Here is a 22,144-nt window from a genome sequence, read left to right as displayed (position 1 = left end):
ACCTTAAATAGCAAAAAACCCACAAAAGTGGGTTTAACAAGACAATAAGATTATTTATAAATAAATGCAGGTGCATCTTTCTTGCTGCCCCAATAAATTGCCCGTTCAGCCATTTGAGCAACATAACGAAAGATACGATCACCTTGTCTTCGAGATGACCACGACTCATCGGTGAATCTATCGGGTAACCCGATTGACCATCGCTCGAATCGATTAGAAACATTAACACATACGGCATTTTCTTCGCCAGACACCACATTGATAGATGTGATTTGTCCGACAAATAAGACTTCAGCAAGAAGCGGTTTTCCCTCTTCACCGATGGCGACCATCATCAATCGAACTTCTCGTCCTCGACTTTGCTCATTCATCACCATTCCCACCAGCGATTTATCAAAACCGGCTAATTTAAGCTGTAATTGCGGAGGGCTGGTTGTCTTATTTTCTTTTAGCTGACTGATTTCGCCTAAACTTCCTACGCCTAAATAAGTTTCCCCTGCAATAATCAGTTGCCCAACACCGGTATGCGCACAGGTGACGCCTGATTTCAAATCGAGTCTGGCGGCTAAAACGATATAAGCCCCCTCATTAATCGCATTGACCATGGCGTCAGAAAATGGATGATATTGCATTAGTACAACACCTCCTCAAAAAATAACGTGATATGGGTATACCCCAAGCGACGATGCTGAAATTTACCCTGTTCATTATCAACAAGCCGAAAAACTCCAAAAGGACGCTCAACCTCGAGCATTTCATTGACGGTAGGTGACGTTCTTAACATCGGTGAAATAGGGATACTGGCATACCCCTGATTATCACTGACCACATCAGCCACCACCATTTTGAGTTCATTGCCCACAGTTAAACGATCCCCTTGCTGTAACACGCGCATATTGCGCTTCCAGTCCTTTGTTTCTAGCCGATGACCTAATTGGCTTGGTATTGCAATACGAGGCGAACCATACCCATAACGCCCTTTTCTTATCCAACTGGCTATTTTGACTCGCCCCGACATCCCATCCAATGAAGCCACCAGCGCTTCTAACTGGCGCGATTTCTCTTCATTTAAATTATTAAATGTCAGCTCACAACGCCAACGACTTCCCGGAAAGCGCACCGTCTGGCTACTTCCATTAAATGGCGAGGTAAAGGTTTTGCTGTTACTCAATAATTGCCAGTTTTCCTGTGTGGGGATCACCGCTTTTGGCCATTCAAGAATAGACATTTAAACTCCTAATGTTCTGCGTGCTGCGCCATTACTTTGAAAGTCTTGTAACATCATCGCGTGAGCTTTCTGTGCGCCTGCTTCTGTCCCTTGTTGTGCGGCTTCCTTCATTGCCTGCGCAAGTACAGCGTCACCATTTCCCGTCACCGTAATATGATTCACGACCGTCATTTGCACACCGCCTGCACGAGCTAACGTCGGTTGGGGTGTAATGGGTATTCGTCCTGCGACTGCCCCCACAAAGCCCCCCGAAGCATAACCTTGCGCAGCATGCATTAAGCGATAGAGATTACCGACACCTAATTTAGCCGTCGCTTCTTTGGTAAAAACAAACTCACCACCGTGCACAATTCCTTTAGGCTCAAATTTTCCTCCATGCCCCGTATAACCACCGTAAGCATGCCCTTTGCTCATCCATCCCATATCAAAACCCATTGCCTGCCCGCCTGCTTCAATGGCTTTGAAAACCAACATTTTCATCACCATTCGAGTGATATCGGAGATCACCGCATTGGCAAAATCTTTAAAGCTTCCTTTACCCGTTAAAGCAAAATCGGCTAATGCATCAGACATATTATTAAGGGCATTGGTAGTGACGTTTCTGACGTTCTCCATCACATTCATGGCCGACTCACTGAAATCCGATAAGCCTTGTTTTAATCCCGCCATCGGATCACCTTTCATGGCCTCTCGCTTCCTCAGTTCTTCCTCAATCTGCTGTTTAGTGAGTTCGACATTGCGTTGTAAGTTCGCCAACTCTTTTTCGCCTAAATCCACACTGGCTTGCTGATACAGCACATCAATCTGACGAAGGGCATTAAGCCTTTCTTGCTCTGCGCGTGACTTTCCTATCAAGGTGGTTTCAAATTGCATCTGCTCAATTTCTTTACCGCGATCATAAGCAAATTGCGCAACCGAGTTGGCACGCGCTAGATCATCAATGGCTTTCGCTTTTTCTTTTATCGTCTCAATCGCTTTGGGATCGATTTTTAAGATGGCATCAAACTTGTTTTTATTCTGTTTGATATCGGCTAATGCGGATGTGTATTCATTAAAGGAAGAGGTAGTGCCATACAGCTGAATACTTTGTCCATCTGCAATCAGTGAGGCTTGTTTTTCCTCTAATTCCGTTAAGATTTTGGTGTATTGCTTGGCATAATCAATGGTTGATTTGTGGCTGGGCTTATACGTCCGTTTGGCTTGCAATGCCAGTTGTGCCTCAATTTCCGCTTGTAAGGCTTTATCGTAGCCTTGCATATCTGGTGTAATTTTGCGTGAGGCCAATACATCTTCTGCATTTAATTTCGCTAATGCCTTCCCTGTGGCTTGTGCTTTTGCCACTGAACGTTGCGATTTTTCAATCGATTCATCAATCTGTTTAGCAATCGCCGTGGCGGCATTCACTTGGCTATTTGTCGCCTGAAGCGTGATATTAATGAGTGATTCATATTCAATGCCTAAGCTCTTTAAGCTCGCCTTAAGTGAATTGATAACGGCATCAACATTTTGTAACTCAGTGGCATAACGTCTATATTCAGGGGCTTGATCACCTACTTTTTCTTTGAGTGTCGCCAACATATTTTGCATATTGGCTCGCTGACGCTCTAAGTTATTAACTTGCTCGGCATATATCCCCATCGCAGCATCAAGCTCTTTTTGCTTTTCAGCCACTCGTTTAAGGTATAAATCCCCCACACCTTGTTCAGCAAACGCCTTTTCACTCTCAACGCTGTATTTTGATAGACCTTGTAAGGAAATGACCTGTTGTTTAAGCTCCTCGACTTTCTCCAATTGCGCGTTAATACCCGATGAAACTTTGCTTAAATTCGCCACTAACGTGGCATTGCTCATTTTGTTTAACGCTTCTGTTGATGTATCAAGGGAATTAGCAAATTCAATCGATTCTAACTTGGCTTGTTTGACATTTTCGCTGTACTCATACAATCCCATGCCCAATGCCGCAACACCCGTCAACACTAATCCAATAGGGCCACCCGCGAATCCCATAACACTGTTAAGTGCTCGCCCTGCCACTGTTGATTGACGCCGAGCGGTCGTTAATGCACGTTGAGCGACGTTTTCGGCGGTTAATGCTTGTGTATAATTTAGAGAGGCTGTTCTTGCGAGTGATTTTGTGGCGATAAGGTTATCGAGTGCGATTTTTTCAGCATTAGTGCCTCTAGCAACTTGATATTCCATTTTGGCTCTATTGAGTGCCGATGTAGCAGCTTCTTTATCCGCCCATGCCTTCCTCACGGCACTGGTTGCTGCCACACTGTTTGCCTCCGCACTCTGTAATGTGGCTTTGGCCTCATTCAATGTTGCCTGATTTTTCAGATAAGTAGCTTTCGTCCATTGAGAGAGTTTTGCTACCAATGCCGTGACAGCAATTCCTTCAACCACTTTAGCCACTAACGATAGATTATCGGCAAGAGTAGCCATCCCTATGGTTAAAAGCTGAGTCGCACCAGTACCTTGATTCGCTTCACCAATAAATTTTGTCATCGCCGATTGAAGATTGGTGAAACCTTGGCTAACCGTTGTCACGCTGGTAGCAAATTTTTTATCCACACTGTCAGCTGCACGTTCTAAGGCTTGAATGACTTTCTCAATCGTCATTTCACCGTCTTGGGCTTTCTTCCTTAATTCGCCCACACTGGCACCCATTCCGTCAGCGATGGCTTTCGCTAACGCAGGGGTTTGCTCCATCACTGAATTTAGCTCTTCGCCACGTAACTGCCCCGAGGCTAATGCTTGACCAAATTGGGTTAATGCCGCTTGGGCTGCGGTTGCACTCGCGCCTGAAATCGCCACGGCTTTTGAGACAGTTTCCGTGAGTTCGGCCACTTTTTGCTGACTTAAGCCTAAGCGATCGGCATTATCTGCAAAACGTTGATAAACCTGTGCTGTGGCATCCAATGATTGATAGGTTTTTTGGGCAATATCATAGACCGCTTGTGTGGCTTTATTTAACTCGACAGAACTTTCTGTCACCAGTTTTAAGCGGTTCTGTAATTCCGTCCAACTATCAGCATAATTAATGACTTGATGAATGGATAATGCACTTGCGGTGACACTCGCAAAACGGGCAAAAAGCGCCGAGGATTTTGCGGTTTGCGATACCATTCGCTCTTGTTGCACGGTGATAGCTTGAAGGCTGACGCGAATACTTTGCCCAAATTGTTCTGTTTGGCGCTGGCTACGGTTGATCGCATTTGTGAAATTTGCCGTATTCAACGTCAAATCAATATTTAATCTACCTAATGCTCCCGCCATAAATTCAATCCTTGGTATGAACACTACAAAAGCAAACTTTCACCCTGAATAAATGCAATATTCCTTGTTATTTGCTATTGATTTAATTATTGACAAACTGAAATTTCGAATAATAGAGGGGGTTTTATGAGACTTATTCTGGCGTTATTACTACCTTGGTTACAATTTTTCACGATTGGTCGCCCATTTGCTGGCATCTTCTGCCTTATCCTACAAATCACCTTAATTGGATGGATCCCTGCGGCTATCTGGTCGGTTTATGCCCTTTCTCAATACAATACGGATAAAAAAATTGAGAAAATGTCTCGCGGTGGTTAACGATTAAGCCCCACAGATGTGGGGCTATCGATTAGCTAATACACTCTCAGTGACATTATCCCACACCTCCTCTTCCGTGATTTTCTTCTTCCACATCGGCATAAAATCCATCAATTCCGGCGGAGACGTTTTCGGATCACGATTTATCATCGCAAGAAGATGCGCCACTTGTGCCATCCGATAATCCTCTCGCCATAAACCAAAGGGTTGTTTGCGATAAAAAGCTTCATATTCACACAAGTGGCTTTCGGGCATTTGCTCGATTTCCGCGAGCGTTTTTCCCAATGCCAACGACAATATCAGTTGGAATTGCCGTCGGTCTCCGAGTTTTTTTCGCTGTTCCCCGCTTCGGCTGTAAACACCGCATTAGAGAACCCTTGCCCTAGACGATTAAGACCTTTTAAATCTGCTTCATTTTCAGCATCAAAAAGCAGTTCTCCTTTTTCATCACACAACTTAAAGGCCAACATTCTGGCGACATCGTATTCATCGTAGACACGATTTATCGCCTCATTAAATTGTTCGGGATCGTCTTCGTCTAAATAAATGTCCTGCGCCTCAGCAAGCTTGATTTTAATTTGGCGAAGTTTGCGCTGAATGTAATTCATGGTGCCAACATCCAGCTCTTTGACGTAAAAGGTGTTGTCTAAATAAGTAAAAGGTGTCACTTTCAGTGCTTGGTTTAACACTAATTCACGCAATAACGCGTTAGACATAATCACTCCTAAGATTTTTTATCGAGAAGGGAGAAGAGAAATAATAAGAGAGGTGAGTTAAGTGTTATTTCTTCGCATTCAAATAATCACGGCCAGACAATTTAATCGAGATCCCCGAATCCATCATTTGCCCCACACTGCCATCAATGTTCATGCCTGTTTCGACGGAGCCGTAATAAAACATGGAGCCTTCATCTCGCGTTAAGACCATTTTCACTGCGAATTTTTCTTTGCTGTTTTCATATTTACGCAAGAGTCGCTGCACATCACTGGAGCTATAACGTAAGAAGAAGGTCAATTTAATTGAGCCGTATTCCGTATCACCGGATTCATATTCTTTGCCATCACTGCAAATAGTGGTGACATCAATTTGTTCGGTTGTCGAACCGTCTTTGCTGAAACTTTTTACCGCACAGAAATTATTAGACCATTGAATGCGTTGTGCTTTGGCGTTTGCAAAATCTGAGGGTAACGTTTTATCACCCCAATCCACTTCCTCACACAAGGTCACTTTATTGCCATCAACCTGTGCAATAGGAAAACGCCCATCTAACTCCCCTAAACCCGATAACATAATCATGTCATCCGCTTTCAGTTTATTATTGGCGATGGTAATGGTTGCGGGTGATAACGTCGCTTCCGTCACGGTCATCGCCTCTCCTAAGCCTGTTTGCACAAAGATCTTCGTGCCGAGGAAAGGCGTCGCTTTATGATTCTTTGGCTTTGTCATATCCATTCCTTATTTATCTGATGAAATCATTAATTCAAGAACAAGCCGATGCAATTTGACATCCGCTTCATACCCAAAGACCGCATTCACCCGTTGTGCGAATGGAATTTCCGCAACAATCTGAGCCTCGATTTTTTTACGCAAGACCATAAGGGGTTGTGGCTGGAGCGCATACACATCGAGTTGTACGCGATAGTTATCTAAATCCGTATCCTCCAGCGCACTGTTAGGCGTGATGCTGGCAAACTGGATCACAATGGCGGGATAATGCCCTTTGCCTTCGGGTAATACCTGAAAAAAAACCCTTCCATCGACCAGCGGTGAAAGGGTCTCTTTTAATTGCTGTATCATGATCTCTACCTTGCTTTTTCAATGTCCTCTTTGAGTGTTTGAACTATCACTTTAGCCGTCGCTTCCTTTTTCGCTTCAAAGCTGGGGCGCATAAACGGTTGTGCGGGCATCTTGGCGGTGCCAAACTCAACAAACCACCAATAAAACGGATCATTCGGGTTCAATGCTGCACTTTTCCCCGTTGCCTGTTTAAAGGCAGACACCTTTTTACCCGATAATGATTTCACCCAAATGCGCGTTTTGACTTGCCCATTGCGTTGTACTTTCGTTTTAGAACGAATATTGCGCTTGATAGTGCCTTTGCGTCGATGAGGCACCGTTTCCTTAAGAATAGGCACTCGATGTTTGATTTCCTGCTTTAACGCCGAAGCGCCTGCATTCATCGCCTTACGCGCACTTTGATTTCTGGTTTTACGGGCAATGTCTTGCATTCGTTGAGCGAGTTCAGACAATCCACTGATTTTAATCTCACCCATCATTCACGCCCTCTTTGCACATCAATTGAAGCTCACGATGACGCTCATAAGGGTCAATAATCGAAATAATATTAAATATTCGCTTACCCCATACAATACGCATCGAAGTATCAATGTCAGCGATATAGCGAATAATAATTCGCGTTGTGGCCTCACTTTGTACTTGCTGGGCTTGAAAATATTCCCGCCCTTGATAAGGCATGATCGCTGCACGTACTTTTGTCGCATGATCCGTCCAAATCACATCATTGCCACTGATGGCATCGGGCGCTAATACTGATTTTTGAATATGAATAGTGTGGCGTAATCGTCCCGGATCCATTAACTACCTCGCCAATTTCGACAAAGCAGTAACAATCGTTCTACTGCTTTATTTTCATATAACGGAATTTCACTTTGGCTGGTTCGATGTTCAAACATATCCCCCAGCACTAAGAGCATTGCCGATTTCACTTCATAAGGGATATCATCGGGTGATTTCCATGCTGGTTCATCACACCATCTCAAACAATAATTTAATGCGCTTTGTGCATAAAATATAATCTGCTCATCACGATCATCACCGCTGTATTCGAGATGCTGTTTTAATAAAGAAAGAGGAATGACATCTAAGATATTCATGATGTAATACGGGATAGTTACCTACCCCGACCTATTACTTAAGCACTTCTTCCAGACGTTGGGAAAGTCCCTTTAATTAAGGCTTGAGGGCGATAATGAGCTAAGGCTAAACGTTCTTCACACAAAATGGTCAGCATATTCTTCACAAAGTTATCACGATCTTCTCGACTCACTTCGATAACCGCATTCATTCGATCCCATACTTGAGACGCCAAATCAAATGCACCAACAGTAAACTCACCTTGTTTTTGTGCTTTTGTGGGAACAACAGGTAATCCCCACATTACATTTGAAGTAAACGCTTGTGGGCCACCGAAAATATAACGCCCTTCTTTATCTTTCATTAACGCAATGGCATGCCAATCACGAGGATTTAAAATAATACCAGAGGCACTAAATTCAGATTCTGTTACCTGATAAATGGCATGAGCAATCAAGTCAGCATGCGTGTCGCCAGTAGCACTCAACGTGGTATCATAGGCAGTGGCAACATGATTAATCCCCGTCAAATTATCCGCTGTACCATCACCATTGAGTAATTGCTCCTCTTCCACTAATGCTAAGCCATACAATAAGCGATTATTAACGTAAGACTGTAACTGCACTGCATCATCCATCACTTGGCGAGACGCTTGGATCCAATGAGCAATAGTGATCACATTTGCCGTTTGTTTTTCAAAAGTCAGATTAGATTCTGGTTTCTGTGCCTTTTCTTTCACGGGTGCCGCGCTATTGGTAAACAATTTTTCGCGTACATATTCCAGTGAGTTACTGGAAATACGACCTTGTGCTAATAAATCGCGGATAACTAAACGACGCATACCCGGCATAATAATACCCGGTACTTGCATCGGCTGAATGAGAACACCGGCTGAACTCGCATCACTGCCTAATGATTTATTAAAAGTTTTCACTTCATAAGAAGCCTGACTCCCATTCCATGATTTTGTCAGCGCTTCTGCTGCTCGTTCAGAAAAATCTTTTTTCGCATTAGGATCATCAGCACTCGTTGCCCCTTTCTGCTCTAAATCAAACAGACGTTCACCGGCTTTTTTTAATTCCTCTTGGACTAAGGCTAAATCTGTTTGTAATTGCTTTGAAACTACGCCAGTAGCTTCAATTTCTTTCTTCTGTGCATCGAAGAGCTCTTGCACCTTTTTTTGTGATCCTTCGATGGCTTCTTGGATAATAGCTAAGTCAGACATATTCTATCCTTTCAGATTAAATGCATTAATTTGGTTAACAATGGATGCGACTAGGGATTGTTGAGTGTCATCGGACTCACTCCGAATAGCGGATTTGAAGCGGGAAATAAAACCGACTGCTTCTGATTTTGATAAACCGGCTGACTCTCTCAGCCAATCCTCAATATCTCGGATCGTTAATAACCCATCGATGCTCTTGAGTGATGAAACCTGTGCTTGGTCATTAGCGGGAAATGTACAAATACTGATTTCACGTAACAGAGAGATATTTTTAAAAATACGGCCTGAAGGTGTCCGCTCAAAATCATTACGCAGACAACCGAATCCGATAGAAAGCCCGTCAACCGTGCCATGCTTCATTGCCGCTTTTAGATCTTGAGCCGCACTATGACCGGGTGTTAGTTGTCCTCTTACACGTAATCCTTTTTGATCTTCCTCCATGTACTCCCATTTCCCCACAGGAAGTTCCCAGACTCGATGGTTATAAAACATAGCGACTTTTTGTTTTTGCTTATCTAAAACATGCTTAAACGCACCGGGTAAAATAATGTCACCATCGGAATCTTGATGACTAAATACAGAGGCATAACCTTCGAAAACGCCTTGTGTGCCATCACCCGTAAATTTGATTTCCGCTTCATCAAAATTCAGTGTTTTTCTGATATCAGGCATTGAACCCCCATAAATAATTAAGCCCCACTTTCGTGAGGCTCTTTATTGAGTTGGTTAATCGGTAAATATTGTGCTTGCCGGTAAGCGACATCTCCACCTTCAAGAGGAGGATAATTATCGAGCCGTCGCATTTCATTAATAGTTCTTAGCCCCGATTCTCCCATCGCTTTCATAAACGCGGCGCGTGAAGTGGAATCGCCTCGCAATAATCCATCAAGGTTATGTTCAGCATGGTATTTCCCCACTTCGGGGGGTTTTAGAAGCCAACGCGCAATGCAATTTTCCCATCGGGAGATATAGGGTTGTAAGGTATATTGAAGAAAACCTAAGTTTTGTTGCTCAATACCTGTTCCCCAACTTGTTGATTTTTCAACATCGCCGACTAAGTGCGGTGGAACACCAAAGAAACGGGCTAATTCACTGACTTGAAATTTGCGGGAAGACATCGTTTCTGCATCTTGAGGACTAACACCAATATCTTGAGCTTGAAATCCCCCTTCTAAGATCCACAATCGTTTTTTAACGGGGCCACCCGCAATTTCTTTGAAATTCTCTTCAAGTTGGCTACGTTGCTCTTTATTCAGTACCTTATCGCCTGTTGTTAGAATTTTAGGTGACTTAGCCCCATTGGCATAAAACTCACGTTGTTGATCTTCCATCGCAACGGCCGTGCTTGCTGTCTTACACGCATAAGCAATAGGCGACAATCCAACTAACCCATTAAAACCAAACCCTTTTAAATGAAAAATTTCGTGTTGTTTAAATTTCGCAAATTCATGATCACGCTGATATTTATAGATAATATTCTTCCCCTCCATGCGTACATCCATATTGGCAGACAGCAGAGGGAGCAAGCTGATCACATCACCGACTTTATTTCGCTCAATCAACGCGAAAGCATTACCATAAAAGCAAAGCTGCATAGTCATTGCCTCTCGGAATTCTTGAGCGGTCATATATTGATTGGGCGAATATCGCAGTAATCGAGCCAATGGGTGACTTAAATCGACTTTGGTTCTATTTCCCTGTTTATCCGTTTCGAACACATCCAGTGGCAAACAAGCCGTTAACGTCGAAATTAAGCTAACACAACGCCAAACCGTTGATATTTGGAGTATTCGCTCATCATTTACAGAAGAATCACCAAGTGAGCCTTGCGCTGAGATAACGCCTGATTGTGAACCTTGTTCAGGTGTCACGAGTCTTCCCCCAACGAAGAAGGAAGCCAGACGCGCAAACCAACCATGATTAGTGCGCAAATCGATTGAATATTGTTTATCTGTCATCACATACTCAATGGGTTAGAGAAAAAATCATCAAGGTTGCCATTATCAACCTCACCTTCCGCAGCACCAATCGCCATTGCAGAGGCCACCACACCATCGATTCGACCGGTGCTTTTTTTCTTGGCAAAGACGCGGTTATCTTTTTGGTCAGCCTCAAGCACAGCGGATGCAGCATTCCATCTCAAACAAGGATTGGTGTGGATCTCAATCTTCTTGTCATCAATGAGCTGTTCAAACAGTTCGATAGAGTGTGGCATCCACAGCCCTGAATCTTTGGCTTTGTAATATCCTTGTCCATGCGGAGTTAAAGGAACCGTCACACCCGCGTCATCGAGTTTGGGTTCAAGGTATTTAATGCGATAAGGGTCAAAGGCAATGGCTCTCATGCTGACGTGCATCGCCATTTCAGCAATGCGTTCTGCCACAAATTCATATCTCACCGCATTCCCTGGCGTGGTATGCATAAAACCTTGCCTTACCCATAAGTCGTAAGGCACTCGGTCGGTTTTCGCTCTATCCAATAAAGTGTCTTTGGGTGTCCAAAATTCGACATAAAGACGTTTGAGACTAGGAAAATACAAGGCTAATGCGGTTAAATCTTTGGTTCCCGATAAGTCCAGTCCGCCATAACACTCTTCACCTTGAAGGTCATCGAATGTGAACGTGTTTTCACACTGCATCCATGTTTCACTGTTAATCCACGGATTATCGGCATCCACCCACTGACAAAAATTAAGCCGACGCACAATGCTTTCTTTCGCGGGCATACCTCGAGCTTGTGTCACTTGCTCGCGCAAATAGCGATCAGAAAAGGTGTAGCCCAGTGATGGATTGGCTTTCCCCCAGCAAGACTCATCCTTAAAGGGATCATCGCCTTCATCCAGTGAGCAAATATAGGAAAAGAAACTGTCGTCTTCGATAGTTCCTTCGGCGACTTTTCGTCCGTATTCATGATAGTCATAACACACACTGGTTTTATCATGGCCACTGTTGGTGATCATAAATATCAAGGCTTGCCGCCGACCTTTTGTACCCGCTCGCATCATCTCGACGGCGGTATTATTTTTGTGCTCATGAATTTCATCAATCAACGCACAATGGGGACGAGGCCCTGATTGCCCATCATCCGAACTAATCGGACGAAAGAATGAACTCGTTTTCAAATAAGCCAAGTTCCACTCTTTGCCTGTTCCGCCTGATTTGGTGATCCGCTGACTTAATGCGGGAGATTGATCAACCATTGCCACCGCATCACGAAACAAAACCATGGCTTGGTCTTTTTTCGTGGCTGCCGCATACACTTCAGCACGCGGTTCACTGTCGGCGACTAAACAATACAACCCAACGCCACCCGCCATCGGTGATTTTCCTGAACCTTTACCTGATTCAACGTACACAATGCGAAATCGCCGTGTACCATCAGTCATTTTCCAGCCAAAAATGGAGCCAATCACAAAGCATTGCCAAGGCAATAAAATAAACGGTTTGCCTTCATGTTCCCCGCCATTGAGCTTTAAGACTTTCGCGAAAAAATCGATCACCCTTTTGACAGCCTCGACATCCCAGACTAATCCTCGTTGCTCGGCTTCGTTTAAATCTTTGAGATGACGTGCACATGCATGACGAATATCAGGCCCCGCTAAGATTTTGCCTTGATGCACGTCTTGCGCGTATTGTGTTGCGGGATCAACCGAAATATTGGTTGAGCGGATCTTCCTCTTCTTCTCCACCATCCATCTTCACCTTCGAACGAGCGGCGGGGGTTAAACCAAACTCGACTAAATAACTTTTAAAACGGCGATCTGCATCAGCCAACATGGCAACGGCAGGATTCGCTTTAATTAAAAAATCCCCTAATTGCGTTTTTGTGGTGTATGTCCGACCTTCAATCGCAATGGTGTCTCGCAATTGAAGAATATCGGCGTAGATATCACACAGCCGTTCTAATGCCAGCGTGTCAGCCACGGTTAAAACGCCCATTCCATCGAGTAATAAGGTTAATTTTGCCCACGCCATTTTCCCCCAATCCGTTAAATGTTCGGGTGGGCTTGGAATTTCACGTTTGGGTTGGGGTTCTTTATCGTTGAGTTTTCGTTTTCCCGGATTACCGGTGACCACCTTCAAGTGGGTCGGTTTCGGGCGTCTTCCTGCCATCGGAACCTCCCAGAAAAAAACTTTTCATTTCGCGATTGTGCACACAAATGAGGGCGCTAGGTAATCAGGGCGAAAGTGTTTGAACTTTTACCCCGCCCCCACCCTGTATTTCATGGTGTTATTGATGCCAATGAGAATTGGGATCAAGTGGAATGCCATCCGCATTACAGCCAATGACTTTGCCACTCTTTTCGATACGTTGTTTGGTGGAGTTATGATGCAATTCGCACAAGCTTTGGAAGTTCTTTGTGTCCCAGAATAAGGCTTGGGCTTTTGCGATACGTTCTTTATCACCTGATTCAAGCGCTTCTTTAAGACGATGCGGAATAATGTGGTCAACTACTGTGGCCGCAGTAATGCGCCCTTGCTCTTGGCACATGACGCAAAGTGGATGTTCATTAAGAAATGCTAATCGCACCTTTGCCCAGCGACCACCATAGACATTGCGTTTTTTCATTTTTTTTATTCCATTACAAATTTTCCGCAATAAAAAAGCCACCAGTGGTTAACTGATGGCTATCTGTATACACCAATCAATGAATGACGTTTGTAGATGATGTCTCTCCATCGTCACGCCCCTTCTTCTACCTACAGCTGACGTTGCTGATAATGACCGAAAATAACAAAACGGTGGTATTCGTTGTTTTTGATTCTCACTATGTGCTCTCTGTCGAGAATAAAACAGGTCATAGCTAACATAGGAGACAGCGACAATGCGGCGCTTTCTGTTTCAAAAAGATATATAAATATATTTATGTTTTTCAGCCCTGTAATCTCTCTTACAGTTTTTTTTCATCAAAATCTACTGCCCCCCTAACCCAGTACAAATGACGAGCAGTCACTATTATCTAAATAGATATCTGGAGTATTTATGCTCATGTCATTAGTACATGTCCGTGATATCAACTTGTTTACATGATCCATCAGCGAGTAAAAGTACGACTAACTTTTGATTACACATCGTTATTTATTCCATCGGGAGTTCAGATAGAGTGGAATACTATCTACCTCTAAAGAGACACTTACATCAAATAGATACTATATGACATATTACAATTAAATATATTTTTTAATCTACTAATATAACAGAAATACAATATATTCTATTGCATAAAGAAATAATAATTATATAATTGGAAATGATTGATATTTACTTTTTGCTTCATTTTAACCGCCCTATGAACATTAAATCATAGGGCTATTTTTTATCTTACGTCTATTAATCAAATAAAAATAAATAATTAAACACAATAAACTAGCATATATATTTACTTTAGTTATAATAATAAGTCTAACTATACCCATATGAAACAATATATTGTTAGTATTGTCCAGCCTCCCATGCTGGGCTTTTTTATTCCATGCATTCTTGTTTGATATAATCCTGCAACCCTTTAATCATTTGCTCTGACTCTGCAATTCGTTCTCTGAGTAACCAATAATTTCGGATAGCGGTGTCAGTAGGTCGGGCGGTGGTTGCATAAGCCAAGCTGGTGGCGGAAGTGGTTTTGCTTTTTGGGCACTCGGCTTTGATATACACCCGCTCAGGATGACGCTCGCTAATATCACGCAAGCGACTAATTTCATTCTTGGCATTCGCTAACTCCTGCGTATATTGAATATCCAGTTGGTTTAACCGCATTATGCGTGCTTGATAATCAGTATTAATAGACTTCTGTTCTTCAAGAGCTACGGCCAGTTTTTTGTTGATATCTGTCAATGAATTAATCCTATTAGCTTGCCAATTAACCACCCAATAGCCTCCCACAATGATGCCTACCATCGTAATAACGGCATAGAGTTTCCCGTATTTCATGATTAGTACCGATGATGTGAGAGAGCTATCTGACAGCGCTTTTCTAAACTCACTTGGTCTTTAGTACATGAGTTATCAATCAAGAGATAAATGCCACCAGCGACTGTAATGAGTAATGCAAGGATAAAGCTGATAATGATGATTAAAGGTTTCCATGACATAGTGCTGACTCCGCTTCTCGACGACTGACAAGCCCTCGCCAGACCTTTCCGCCTGCATATATCCAACGTTTCATTTCTTCACAGGCACCCGCTCTATCACCAGCGTTTAGCTTCTTGAGTAATGTTGAGCGAGCAAATGCGGTTGTACCCACATTAAAAGCAAAGGAATATAAAGCAGCTTTGGTGTAGTCATCGAGTGATACTTTGATTAATGCATCGACTTGCTGTTGTGTCTTAATAAAATCGATTTGTAATAACGCATCACATTCTTGTTGTGTGTATCTCTTGCCTTGAATAATGTCTTTGCCTGTATGTCCATAACAAACAGTTAGAACACCTGCCACATCACGATAAGGTTCATAACGTACACCTTCAAAATGGGCTATTACTACTAACGCGATGGCTGTTGCTCCTGCTGTTGTTAGCGCCGCTATTTTCTGTTTGAGAGACATTAAATATCCTTTGGCGCTTTCACCATTAATTCAGCAAGCTTTTTTAAGGTTTCGGTCGGGTTTTGTGGGTCAACATGACGAACAAGCTCTTCAAATAATTGAGTGCGTTTTCGTTGTTCTCGACGAGTCATAAAATAAGTGGCTAAACCCAGAAGCATGCTGAACGCCATCCCGATAACAAATACCCATTCATATAAAGAGAGACTGGCAAAAAAGGCCGTTAGGCCTGCTGTTCCATAAGTTACATTGGTTAATTTTTCCATACGCATAGTCACCCCCTGAGGAGTGTCCGTTAATGATTAGTGTGAGAAAGTTAAAAAATTAGGCGGGTATTGATACTTTAAGTGCTTTTAATAAATCTTCAGGCAACTGTTCTTCCAGTGACGCATTAGAAACAATCACAAGGCCGTACATGGATATCCATGTATTCGTTTGTTGTAAGTGTCCTTGAATAAACTGTTTTGCTTTCTCTAAAAAATAAATACAACTCTCTTGTGTGTTTTTACGCCAATAAGATTCAATCGCCACCAGCAATGGAGCACCAGCATCACTAATTTTTTGCAAGCCGATTCGATATTGCTTTTTACCTGCGGAAGATGTCGTGCAAATTAATTGTGTCAGTTGTTGAGTTTCACCATCAGTCGTATGGATATTCGCCGTTAAAATGGCGGAGGTATTCTTTTCACTGTCTGTTTCTGAGGCATAGTGAAGACTAAACTGTAATTCGCTTATCTCTTTTGACATAACACACACCTTTTATTGATATATATCATATTTAGACAAGAAAAAGGTCACTGTAGTGACCTCATATAATTGACAATTAAATGATAATGATTATTATTCGTAAATGTGCCTTTTTTTTCTCCGATATTGATACATTGCTTTATAGTTAATGATCGCTCTCGTTATTAACACTTTTCCCGAAGATTTATGCCGACATGACTCCTAGCGCGTCGGCTTTTTTTTACTCAAATCGGGAATGATAACTCGAACAGCATTCCCGTCACTTAAGTAATAGTGAACTTCTTCTGCTTCTCAATTCCCTTACTCAGCGATTAATTTAAGCGCAAATATAATTTCGTTTTTACTTTAGATAACAAAAAAGTCACCGAAGTGACTTCAAAAGAAAGTAATAATTCTTCTTTACTCTGTGCAAATTTTTACACTTTACTCTGTTGCTTCTTCCACTGCCCTGGTCTGCAATTAAATACACTTTTAAATGCTTTACTAAATGCAGCTTCAGATTGGTATCCGACTCTTTCTGCGATATCTGATAATGTATATTTATTTTGTTGTAATAATGAAAGTGCTTTTAGCATACGAATGGATTGTAGAACTTCGCCAGGTGTCGTATTCGCCGTTGCTTTAAATTGACGCACAAAAGTCGCTCGTGACATTGAAGCGACATTAGCTAAAGAATCAAGTGTCCACCCTTTTTGTGGTTCATTTAACATAGAATTAAATACACGACTTAACCGAGGTTCAGCTAATAATGCTAACCAACTTGAGTTTATATCTGGTTTTTGCCCATAAACACGTAATGCAAAAGCGAATAAAGTCTGAGCAAGCCCATTTAGTATCGCAGCCGCCCCTTGATTTGCATTAATGGCTTCCTCTCGAAGCAACTGGCTAAATAAATTCAATACTGTTAGCCCTGGCATTTCCACCAAATTTGCCACTACCATATCAGGAAACCCATTTAATAATAGTAACCCGCTTCCTTTAGCATAAGCCATTCGCCCGCAAAGCAAATCAACATGTTGAGTCTGATCTTCAGATTTTGTGTACTTAACAGGTAAGAAGCCATTATTTTTATGCAAAAAAGGGGGAGGTTCTATATCTCGTTCTCCACTCCAAAGGGTATGTGATTGCCTTCTGTTTAACATTAAAAAAGTGCCTTCGGATAAAACTATAGGGGCTGATTTTTCAATCTGAACATAACACTGCCCTGATAGAACTAAGTGAAAAATAGTTTCATGTTCAACAGATGAAACATGCGGTAAGGAAAAATGTCCTTTCATTTGACAAAACACATCTAATTGCAATTGCCCTTGAGAAAGGTATAAGAGTTGGCTCAACGTATCCATGAGACTAATTCACTAAAAATTGATTCGTTTGATGATGTCATCATCTTTTTTTTCATCCCATAATGTCAACCAATAATTCAGTTAACTCAATAAGGTTAATATCATGCTTAATTGGAATGAATATCGAAAACAATTAATGGGACGTATTGGTGAGTTAGGAAAATTAACACCTGATACGGTTACTGGCTACCAAGCACTTTCCAATGCAGGTAAAAAAACTAATCATTTAGATGCAAAAACAAGAGAATTAATCGCATTAGCAGTTGCAGTCACAACACGCTGTGATGGTTGTATCGCCGTACATGCTGACACCGCTTTAAAGTTGGGTGCTAGTCATGAAGAAATTGCAGAAGCACTCGGTGTTGCTGTTGCATTAAATACTGGTGCTGCGATGGTTTATTCTGCTCGAGTATTGGATGCTATTGCACCTGAAAATTAATTCGTAATAAATCAATATCAGGGATATTAATTCAATAATCTCAATATATGACCCCAAAAATAATTGGGGTCTATTATTTAAGAGACTTATCATTACACATTGAGATTTTCATTTCCTTCTTCAAAGTAAATACTCCATACCTAACTCTCTTAAAGTAAAACTCAACTAAATTAACGAAAAATTTAATCAATAAGATGCCGACTCACAGCTCTTGTGTGAATGATATAAGTGGATGTTGATTCTGTGGTCGGTGTAAATGAAAAGGCTACAAAGTAACCTTATTTAATTTAGGGTTGAATATATTAATGATAATAATTATCATTACAGGTATATCAAATTGACAGGTTTGATACGGATTAGTACGACATGACTTACATTGCTTCTTGCGTTTATTTTATATGCCGATATGACTCCTAGCGTATCGGCATTTTTTTATTGTTTGTATTATATATCTTTTATATCAATTAAATTAATGAATTAAGATAAAACTATTTAAAACTGTATTTAGTTCAACAAGGACAACCTGAGCATACTATCTTTTGATGAATAACTTTAGGCCATTCTACTGACTTCAACCCTTCATTCTGAGGACAACTACAATTACAACTATGTATAACACTACGAAGACATAGAATGACTACATTATTCAAAGAAAGGTGGTTTATTTTATGGAACTGTGTATTATTAAGGGGTTATCACCTCGGGTAATCCTCTCTATATCATTGCATGCCTGTAATGGGTACAGGGACTTCCGGCAGTAGTCGGTTTGTAAAAGGATAGCCCTATGAGACCGAAAATCGTACCAGTTCGTTGGTACACTCGTTTTCGTTTCGGGCGCGTAGAACATGTGCGTAAGCATATGCGCTCGCTCCCGATCCGTTGAGTGTGTGGTGCCCGCAGGTGATAATTTCATCAACCTTCTGTTTGCTCAACAGTAATCCCCATCATCGTGTTGTAATGATCAGAATCCTTCGTTTCTTCAAAAATTTTCTGAAATAAACGGAAATACATTTCTACATTAATCACTCCTGTAGCCATGATATTTCTGCCATCAGAATGGGAATGACGGTTAATTGCTCGATAAAATGAGTCATATTCCCCTGCTGAATATTCAACTGCTAGCTTATTTAGCGCTTTATCCAGTTTTTCCTGTTTGCAAGAAAAACTGAAATAGTACTCAAGAATATTTCGCATTGTATTAGGTAATACTACCGGTAAACTTCTTCCATCGCGGACATCCCGTATGGTTTGCCATAAAGCCTGATACTCATTCAGCATGTCGTGCATCGATAATGGGATACAATCACTATATTCTCCTTTAATGATGCGATAAAGTGCACACCCCTTTGGTGTTGTACGTTCGGGAGCCAGTCGTTTATAAACTGAAAGTAGAATCTCTTGAAAGAAAAATATATTATGCGTCAATATAACAATGTGTTGCGCAATCTTCGGTAAAATTAATTTATGTTTTATCATCGAAGCAACTTCATAAATATAGTTATGTGACAGGCTGGAAATAGGATCGTCAATAACAATCAGTTTAGGTTGTATTGTCTGGCTATCAGGTACGTGACCAATGCATGATTCTAGGAAATAGAGAAGAGATATGATTGTTTTTTCGCCTTCACTCAAAGATTTAAAGACCTCAGAATCATCTGGCTGGTTTTGTCTATGTAAGCGATATAGTTTCAAGCTCTCATCATGACAAATAATATTGAAATCATTGATCCCTAATTGTGTCAGATTATAATTAATGTTATCAATTGTAGGCTGTATAACTGATAATTGCCCTATAAGATGAGTAGTTTCGACCGAAAGTGCTCGCTCTTCATCTCTCAATAAATCAACTTGATTTATCTCAGCTTGCAATTGTTGTTGTATTTCTGCTAATTCCTGATCACATTGACGCAAATAAGGATCACTCACTTCTCTAAGATATGCAAAGGAATCTGCCGCCAAGCGAGCTCGCTCCTGACTAAAATTGGCTGCCAGCTGATTATTGTCTCTAATGTTACTATTTAAAGTTACCAGTATCTGGTTCAAATGCTGACGTATATCTGTAATAACGTCAGGTTGTATGGATTGCGAAGGCTGTAGTAGCTTTTGTCTGAGTGATTGTAGATTATTACGTAAAGTTTGTTGCAGAGATTTAATAATACTAAAAACTTGGTGATCATCACTAACTACAGGGTGTTGTCGTAAATGCTCATGGAATGACTCCAATAAGTCTAATTCATGGGAAATGACTGTCTGACTGTGGGTAAGCGTTGCCAGAGCATCTTCATAAGATTTATCAAACATGAGTGTCAATTCATGAAGAAGATGCTGAGAATCAAATTTTTGTTGACAAAATGGACAAATATTATCTTTAATATAACCTGTTCCACTATGAACCCAATCAGCGTTACCTAACTGCTGAATAATGGCTGAAAATGGTGTATCGGACGATGCTGTCAACGAACTTTGAAGTAGAGTCAGCATTTCGTCAGATAGGCCATAAACCTCTGGTTCAATAATCTCTGTATATTGAGTTCCTTCACTATTAAGTAACAACTCCAGTCTCTCTGTAAGTTGTACCAGCTCATATTTTTGAATTCCTAATGAAGTTTCCCTCATTTTTTGATAAAAATTATTTACTCGTTTAGCTCTATCTAGAAAATAATCTAACGATTGCCGATCATTGATAGTTTTTTTAAAAATAACTTTAGAGTACTTTTCGATAACAGTAGACTTTGCATCATTTTTATTTTTTATCTCTGTATCCAAAGTGTTTAGTAAGTTGTTTATTTCAGTAATTCTTCTCTTATTACTTTCAATTTTACCGTTAACGTCATCATTCTTCTCATTCAATGTAAAAATACCAGGTTGATATATTTCTTGGTGAAACTTCTGTTCTATATATTCCTGATTAAATACAAAATAAGCAAAATTTTCACGACTTGCAAAATGACAATGCTGGTATTTTTCTTGTTGAAAACCTGAAAAAAAACTTGAAATTGTTGATTTTCCTGCACCATTTTGTCCATAAATAAGGGTAACAGGCTTACTTAGATCTATATTTACATCTTTATCAGCAGAATAGCTTTTAACATTTCGGAGAGTGAGTATGGCCATAAATCCTTATCCTTTCAATTGTATGTACATATAGTGTACTCGATTGGATATGAGATTAATGAAGGTTCTGTCATAATATATAACTTTATAATTTTCTTGAAAAATTTATTAATAGCAATATAAGCTGAGAGATTTTATATCTTGGGCATAACTGATAGTAAGAATATCAGCAAAACACCTCTTTTATTTTCGGTCTTACAGTATTTCCTATGAGGAAAAAGTATGCATTTCGTTGTGAGTTCAAACTAAGCAGGCAAGTCTAGTTATGTTTTATCTATGCCTCCCTATACAATTTAAAGCCCCAAAATCTAAATTTTTTATCTTTAACCAATATGAGATCGTAGATAGCAAAAAACCCCGCCGAAGCGAGGTTTTGTATATTCAACTATTTAATGCTTAACTCATTTGTGCTGTCATCACACTTTTGCAAAAGATACATTTTGCGCCGTGTGGATTGTTCACTGTGACATCAAATTGTGATGTTCTATATTGTGAACCGCTACAACAAGGGCATTTAAAATAGAGGCGAATAGTAATAGCGCCTTTAGAGAGCCACCACGTTGCCTGCTGCTGGGCCTTTCATACCATTTTCCATGGTAAATGAAACTTCTTGGCCTTCCATCAGAGATTTGAAGTCATCACTCTGAATTGCAGAGTAATGTACAAATACATCTTTACTTCCATCTTTAGGAGTGATGAAACCAAAACCTTTATCATCGTTAAACCATTTTACTGTACCAGTCATTGTATTAGACATAGAATTTCCTTTAATTTATTTAATTTGCCATAAGGCATAGGCGGTTTGTTTTGTATTTTTACTTATGGGAATTAATTAGAAGGAATTCACAATGAAGAGGTATCGAGGATAACGCTAAACGGGAACAACTTTAAACTGACTAACATAAATAGGTCTGTACTTCCAAACCAGTGACGCTATTAAGCCATAGAAAAATTCAGATAGCAAACTTTATTTTTTAGCGGTAAGTCAGCTTAAGTAGACCTATAAAAAACACAACCCCGCTATACTCACGAGGTTTTTAAT

General features: G+C 40.9%; 27 protein-coding genes. 2 read left to right on the top strand and 25 right to left on the bottom strand.

All coding sequences use genetic code 11. From position 1 onward, the window contains the following. Positions 1 to 50: 50 nt before the first annotated feature. Genes PMI_RS04600 through PMI_RS04590 form a run of 3 tightly spaced genes read right to left on the bottom strand, consistent with a single transcriptional unit; the run spans position 51 to position 4,504 of the window. A complete protein-coding gene (locus PMI_RS04600) occupies positions 51 to 632 on the bottom strand; it encodes a hypothetical protein (RefSeq protein ID WP_012367795.1) in 582 nt (193 codons plus the stop codon). Next, a complete protein-coding gene (locus tag PMI_RS04595) occupies positions 632 to 1,228 on the bottom strand; it encodes a hypothetical protein (RefSeq protein WP_012367794.1) in 597 nt (198 codons plus the stop codon). Before PMI_RS04595 ends, PMI_RS04600 begins: the two co-directional genes overlap by 1 nt. Beyond that, complete coding sequence (locus PMI_RS04590) at positions 1,229 to 4,504, bottom strand: phage tail tape measure protein (RefSeq protein WP_041707085.1); 3,276 nt, start codon at positions 4,502 to 4,504, stop codon at positions 1,229 to 1,231. A 126-nt stretch (positions 4,505 to 4,630) separates the two neighbouring features. On the opposite strand from PMI_RS04590, the gene PMI_RS04585 reads away from it, so the two are divergent. Further along, positions 4,631 to 4,822, top strand: a complete 192-nt coding sequence (locus PMI_RS04585; RefSeq protein ID WP_004242485.1) for a YqaE/Pmp3 family membrane protein — start codon at positions 4,631 to 4,633, stop codon at positions 4,820 to 4,822. A gap of 24 nt (positions 4,823 to 4,846) precedes the next feature. On the opposite strand, the gene PMI_RS04580 is transcribed toward PMI_RS04585, so the two are convergent. The 19 genes from PMI_RS04580 to PMI_RS04495 form a co-directional block, all read right to left on the bottom strand. Beyond that, complete coding sequence (locus PMI_RS04580) at positions 4,847 to 5,077, bottom strand: phage tail assembly protein T (RefSeq protein WP_004251574.1); 231 nt, start codon at positions 5,075 to 5,077, stop codon at positions 4,847 to 4,849. Positions 5,078 to 5,121: 44 nt separating this feature from the next. Further along, on the bottom strand, positions 5,122 to 5,538 hold the full coding sequence (locus tag PMI_RS04575) for a hypothetical protein (protein ID WP_012367791.1): 417 nt from the start codon (positions 5,536 to 5,538) through the stop codon (positions 5,122 to 5,124). A gap of 64 nt (positions 5,539 to 5,602) precedes the next feature. Further along, complete coding sequence (locus tag PMI_RS04570; protein ID WP_012367790.1) at positions 5,603 to 6,268, bottom strand: hypothetical protein; 666 nt, start codon at positions 6,266 to 6,268, stop codon at positions 5,603 to 5,605. A 9-nt stretch (positions 6,269 to 6,277) separates the two neighbouring features. Then, the gene (gene gp17, locus PMI_RS04565; RefSeq protein ID WP_012367789.1) at positions 6,278 to 6,619 is read right to left on the bottom strand and encodes a tail completion protein gp17; all 342 of its coding nucleotides are present in this window, start codon (positions 6,617 to 6,619) and stop codon (positions 6,278 to 6,280) included. Positions 6,620 to 6,624: 5 nt separating this feature from the next. Then, positions 6,625 to 7,098 (bottom strand): HK97-gp10 family putative phage morphogenesis protein, encoded by a 474-nt coding sequence (locus PMI_RS04560; RefSeq protein WP_036976749.1) that lies wholly within the window; start codon positions 7,096 to 7,098, stop codon positions 6,625 to 6,627. Then, entirely contained in the window at positions 7,088 to 7,417 is a 330-nt protein-coding gene (locus tag PMI_RS04555; RefSeq protein ID WP_012367787.1) for a phage head closure protein, read from the bottom strand. The genes PMI_RS04560 and PMI_RS04555 overlap by 11 nt, the downstream gene beginning before the upstream one ends. After that, entirely contained in the window at positions 7,417 to 7,716 is a 300-nt protein-coding gene (locus tag PMI_RS04550; RefSeq protein ID WP_012367786.1) for a head-tail connector protein, read from the bottom strand. The genes PMI_RS04555 and PMI_RS04550 overlap by 1 nt, the downstream gene beginning before the upstream one ends. A 38-nt stretch (positions 7,717 to 7,754) precedes the next feature. Then, positions 7,755 to 8,921, bottom strand: a complete 1,167-nt coding sequence (locus PMI_RS04545) for a phage major capsid protein (RefSeq protein ID WP_012367785.1) — start codon at positions 8,919 to 8,921, stop codon at positions 7,755 to 7,757. Between the two features lie 3 nt (positions 8,922 to 8,924). Further along, positions 8,925 to 9,593 (bottom strand): HK97 family phage prohead protease, encoded by a 669-nt coding sequence (locus PMI_RS04540; RefSeq protein WP_004242476.1) that lies wholly within the window; start codon positions 9,591 to 9,593, stop codon positions 8,925 to 8,927. A 17-nt stretch (positions 9,594 to 9,610) separates the two neighbouring features. Beyond that, a complete protein-coding gene (locus tag PMI_RS04535; protein ID WP_012367784.1) occupies positions 9,611 to 10,879 on the bottom strand; it encodes a phage portal protein in 1,269 nt (422 codons plus the stop codon). Next, entirely contained in the window at positions 10,879 to 12,612 is a 1,734-nt protein-coding gene (locus PMI_RS04530) for a terminase large subunit (protein ID WP_012367783.1), read from the bottom strand. The genes PMI_RS04535 and PMI_RS04530 overlap by 1 nt, the downstream gene beginning before the upstream one ends. Then, positions 12,566 to 13,033: a phage terminase small subunit P27 family gene (locus tag PMI_RS04525; protein ID WP_006537822.1), complete on the bottom strand. Its 468-nt coding sequence runs from the start codon at positions 13,031 to 13,033 to the stop codon at positions 12,566 to 12,568. The genes PMI_RS04530 and PMI_RS04525 overlap by 47 nt, the downstream gene beginning before the upstream one ends. A 118-nt stretch (positions 13,034 to 13,151) precedes the next feature. Then, positions 13,152 to 13,490 (bottom strand): HNH endonuclease, encoded by a 339-nt coding sequence (locus PMI_RS04520; RefSeq protein ID WP_004242468.1) that lies wholly within the window; start codon positions 13,488 to 13,490, stop codon positions 13,152 to 13,154. Between the two features lie 897 nt (positions 13,491 to 14,387). Beyond that, the gene (locus PMI_RS04515) at positions 14,388 to 14,849 is read right to left on the bottom strand and encodes a lysis protein (RefSeq protein ID WP_004251606.1); all 462 of its coding nucleotides are present in this window, start codon (positions 14,847 to 14,849) and stop codon (positions 14,388 to 14,390) included. 2 nt (positions 14,850 to 14,851) lie between these two features. Further along, entirely contained in the window at positions 14,852 to 15,010 is a 159-nt protein-coding gene (locus tag PMI_RS19430) for a hypothetical protein (protein ID WP_004244729.1), read from the bottom strand. Continuing rightward, positions 14,992 to 15,462 carry a lysozyme gene (locus tag PMI_RS04510; RefSeq protein ID WP_004251609.1) on the bottom strand — a complete coding sequence of 157 codons (471 nt, stop codon included), beginning with the start codon at positions 15,460 to 15,462 and terminating at the stop codon, positions 14,992 to 14,994. Before PMI_RS04510 ends, PMI_RS19430 begins: the two co-directional genes overlap by 19 nt. After that, positions 15,462 to 15,731: a phage holin family protein gene (locus tag PMI_RS04505; protein ID WP_004251611.1), complete on the bottom strand. Its 270-nt coding sequence runs from the start codon at positions 15,729 to 15,731 to the stop codon at positions 15,462 to 15,464. Before PMI_RS04505 ends, PMI_RS04510 begins: the two co-directional genes overlap by 1 nt. Positions 15,732 to 15,783: 52 nt before the next feature. Continuing rightward, positions 15,784 to 16,206: a hypothetical protein gene (locus tag PMI_RS04500; RefSeq protein ID WP_004251614.1), complete on the bottom strand. Its 423-nt coding sequence runs from the start codon at positions 16,204 to 16,206 to the stop codon at positions 15,784 to 15,786. 416 nt (positions 16,207 to 16,622) lie between these two features. Then, on the bottom strand, positions 16,623 to 17,549 hold the full coding sequence (locus tag PMI_RS04495) for a helix-turn-helix domain-containing protein (protein ID WP_004251618.1): 927 nt from the start codon (positions 17,547 to 17,549) through the stop codon (positions 16,623 to 16,625). A gap of 103 nt (positions 17,550 to 17,652) precedes the next feature. Here PMI_RS04495 and PMI_RS04490 point away from each other — a divergent pair, with 103 nt between their 5' ends. Then, on the top strand, positions 17,653 to 17,988 hold the full coding sequence (locus PMI_RS04490; RefSeq protein ID WP_004251632.1) for a carboxymuconolactone decarboxylase family protein: 336 nt from the start codon (positions 17,653 to 17,655) through the stop codon (positions 17,986 to 17,988). A gap of 912 nt (positions 17,989 to 18,900) precedes the next feature. Here PMI_RS04490 and PMI_RS04485 read toward each other — a convergent pair. From PMI_RS04485 to cspE, 3 genes are all read right to left on the bottom strand, one after another. Beyond that, on the bottom strand, positions 18,901 to 21,102 hold the full coding sequence (locus tag PMI_RS04485) for an AAA family ATPase (protein ID WP_004251636.1): 2,202 nt from the start codon (positions 21,100 to 21,102) through the stop codon (positions 18,901 to 18,903). 396 nt (positions 21,103 to 21,498) lie between these two features. After that, positions 21,499 to 21,639: a cold shock small protein YmcF gene (gene ymcF / locus PMI_RS19565; protein WP_418312483.1), complete on the bottom strand. Its 141-nt coding sequence runs from the start codon at positions 21,637 to 21,639 to the stop codon at positions 21,499 to 21,501. 7 nt (positions 21,640 to 21,646) lie between these two features. Beyond that, positions 21,647 to 21,859 carry a transcription antiterminator/RNA stability regulator CspE gene (cspE, locus tag PMI_RS04480; RefSeq protein ID WP_004247137.1) on the bottom strand — a complete coding sequence of 71 codons (213 nt, stop codon included), beginning with the start codon at positions 21,857 to 21,859 and terminating at the stop codon, positions 21,647 to 21,649. Between the last annotated feature and the right edge of the window lie 285 nt (positions 21,860 to 22,144).

The sequence above is a fragment of the Proteus mirabilis HI4320 genome (genome assembly GCF_000069965.1).
Taxonomy (GTDB): domain Bacteria; phylum Pseudomonadota; class Gammaproteobacteria; order Enterobacterales; family Enterobacteriaceae; genus Proteus; species Proteus mirabilis.
The sequence above is the reverse complement of the archived record's forward strand: the minus strand, read 5'-3'. Positions and strand labels throughout refer to the sequence as shown.